This window comes from Melaminivora alkalimesophila (assembly GCF_000282995.1).
Taxonomy (GTDB): Bacteria; Pseudomonadota; Gammaproteobacteria; order Burkholderiales; family Burkholderiaceae_C; genus Melaminivora; species Melaminivora alkalimesophila.
Window position 1 is genome coordinate 1 of record NZ_ALEE01000449.1, and the last position, 2797, is coordinate 2797.

Genomic DNA, 2797 nt, shown 5'->3' on the forward strand with positions numbered 1-2797 from the left:
CAGCCGCAGCGGGCCGAGGTAGCCCGGCTGGCAGCCGAAGTGCGCCTCGATCTCCGCCTGCGTGGCAAAGCGAAAACCCTGGTCCAGCCCCGGCACCTTCGAGACCTTGACCTCGTTCATGTCGTGGTCGCCGCGCAGCAGCAGCAGCCACAGCTGCGCCCCCGCAGGCGTTCCGTCCTCGCCGATGGGGTCGGTGGCCAGCACCAGCGACTTCACCGTGGTCGACAGCGGCACACCCAGCAGCTCGGCCACGTCGGCGCAGGTGGCCTTGCCGGGCGTGGGAGTGAGCGCCATGGGCTGGGTGGCGGCCGGGCGCGGCCGAGCGGGGGGCGCGCTTTCGGCCTTTTCCATGTTGGCAGCGTAGTCGCTCGTCGGGCAATAGACGATCGCGTCCTCGCCGGTGGCGGCGATCACCTGGAACTCCTCGCTCAGGTCGCCGCCGATGGCGCCCGAATCGGCCGCCACCGCACGGTAGCGCAGCCCGAAACGATCGAAGATGCGCCGGTAGGCCTGGGCCATGGCCTGGTAGCTCTTCTGGGCGCCCTCGCGGTCGCGGTCGAAGGAATAGGCGTCCTTCATGATGAACTCGCGCCCACGCATGAGGCCAAAACGCGGCCGGCGCTCGTCGCGGAACTTGGTCTGGATCTGGTAGAAATTCCTGGGCAGCTGCTTGTAGCTGCGCAGCTCCTGGCGCGCGATGTCGGTGACCACTTCCTCGCTGGTGGGCTGGATCACGAACTGGCGCCCGTGCCGGTCCTGGATGCGCAGCAGCTCGGGCCCCATGGCCTCGAAGCGCCCCGTCTCCTCCCACAGCTCGGCCGGCTGCACCACCGGCATGGCGCACTCGACGGCGCCGGCACGGTTCATCTCCTCGCGCACGATCGCCTCGACCTTGCGGATCACGCGCAGACCCATCGGCATGTAGTTGTAGATGCCCGCCCCCAGCTTGCGGATCAAGCCGGCCCTGAGCATGAGCTTGTGGCTGACGACCTCGGCGTCGGCCGGCGCCTCTTTCAAGGTGGAAACGAAGAATTGGGAAGCTTTCATGCGAACGGACCCGCCTGCGGTGGGGGGAGTGCTTGCCGCCCGCGGGGGGGCGTGCATAATGACCACAGTTTGAAAAATTGGGGTTCGATTATGCTTGACCGGGACGGCTTTCGCCCAAACGTCGGCATCATCCTGCTCAACCAGAAGAACCAGGTGTTCTGGGGCAAGCGCATACGCACCCACAGCTGGCAGTTCCCGCAAGGGGGCATCGATCGTGGGGAGAGCCCGGAACAGGCCATGTACCGGGAGCTCCACGAGGAAGTGGGACTGCAGCCCAGCCAGGTCCGCATCATTGCCCGCACCCGCGACTGGTTGCGCTACGAGGTGCCGGACCGGTACATCCGCCGCGATGCACGCGGCCATTACCGGGGACAGAAACAGATCTGGTACTTGCTGCAGCTGCTGGGCCACGACTGGGACCTGAACCTGCGCGCCACCAACCATCCGGAGTTCGACGCCTGGCGCTGGAACGAGTACTGGGTGCCGCTGGACGTGGTGGTGGAGTTCAAGCGCGGTGTCTACGAGATGGCGCTGACCGAGCTGGCGCGTTTCCTGCCGCGCCACGACCACCGCAACCGCTACCTGCGAAGCGGCATGCGCGCGCGCGATGGCGTGCAGGGCCCGGCCCACCGCGGCGGCGCCGGCCTGCTGGTCCATCCGGGGGTGGAGCTGCCTCCCGGGGCGAGCTTCGACCCCGACCCCCAAAGCAGCCTGCCTGCGCCCCTGGCGCCGGCCCAGCGCAAGGCAGCGCCCGCGGACCACGCCGCCAGCAAAAAGCCCGCGCCCTGAGCCCCCGGGGCCGAGGCCCTGGCCCGCTCTGCGGGGCGTCGGCCCTAGCGCGGCATCAACACCATGTTGTCGCGGTGCACCATCTCCGGCTCAGCGGCATAGCCGAGCAGCTGCTCGAACTCCGAGGACGGCTTGCGGCACAGCAGCCGCGCCTCGGCACTGGCGTAGTTCGCCAGCCCCCGGGCGATCTCGGTGCCGCCCGCATCGCGCACCGCGATCACGTCGCCGCGCGCAAAATCGCCTTCCACCGCCACCATGCCGATCGGCAGCAGGCTCTTGCCCTCGGAGCGCAGCTTGGCGGCGGCCCCGGCATCGACCGTGACCCAGCCGCGCAGCTGCAGGTGGTCGACCATCCACTGCTTGCGCGCATGCTGCTTGCCGGTGGCAGCCACCAGCAAGGTCCCGATGGCCTCGCCGCGCGCCAGGCGCAGCAGCACATCCGGCTCGCGGCCCCAGGCGATCGCCGTGGAGGCGCCCGAGCCGGCGGCGCGCTTGGCGGCGATGATCTTGGTCAGCATGCCGCCCTTGCCGATCGACGAGCCCGCGCCGCCTGCCATGGCCTCCAGGGCCGGATCGCCGGCGCGGGCCTGGTGCACGAACTGCGCCTGCGGGTCGCGCCGCGGATCGGCCGTGTAGAGGCCCTTCTGGTCCGTCAGGATGACCAGGGCGTCGGCCTCCACCAGGTTGGCCACCAGCGCCCCGAGCGTGTCGTTGTCGCCGAACTTGATCTCGTCCGTGACCACGGTGTCGTTTTCGTTGATGACCGGCACCACGCCCAGGCGCAGCAGGGTCAGCAGCGTGGAGCGCGCGTTCAGGTAGCGCTCGCGGTCCGCCAGGTCGGCGTGCGTGAGCAGCACCTGCGCGCTGCCGGTGCCGTGCTCGCGCAGCTTGGTCTCGTACATCTGCGCCAGACCCATCTGCCCGACCGCCGCCGCCGCCTGCAACTCGTGGATGGCGGCCG

At 69.6% G+C, this 2797-nt stretch carries 3 protein-coding genes; 1 reads left to right on the forward strand and 2 read right to left on the reverse strand.

The annotated features are described in order from the left end of the window. On the reverse strand, positions 1-1047 hold a 1047-nt coding region (proS, locus tag A612_RS08790; protein ID WP_040436439.1), incomplete at its 3' end, for a proline--tRNA ligase. A gap of 90 nt (positions 1048-1137) precedes the next feature. On the opposite strand from proS, the gene A612_RS08795 reads away from it, so the two are divergent. After that, positions 1138-1836: an RNA pyrophosphohydrolase gene (locus tag A612_RS08795; RefSeq protein WP_019374131.1), complete on the forward strand. Its 699-nt coding sequence runs from the start codon at positions 1138-1140 to the stop codon at positions 1834-1836. Positions 1837-1880: 44 nt separating this feature from the next. Here the strand turns inward: A612_RS08795 and proB are convergent. Next, on the reverse strand, positions 1881-2797 hold a 917-nt coding region (proB, locus tag A612_RS08800; protein WP_019374132.1), incomplete at its 5' end, for a glutamate 5-kinase.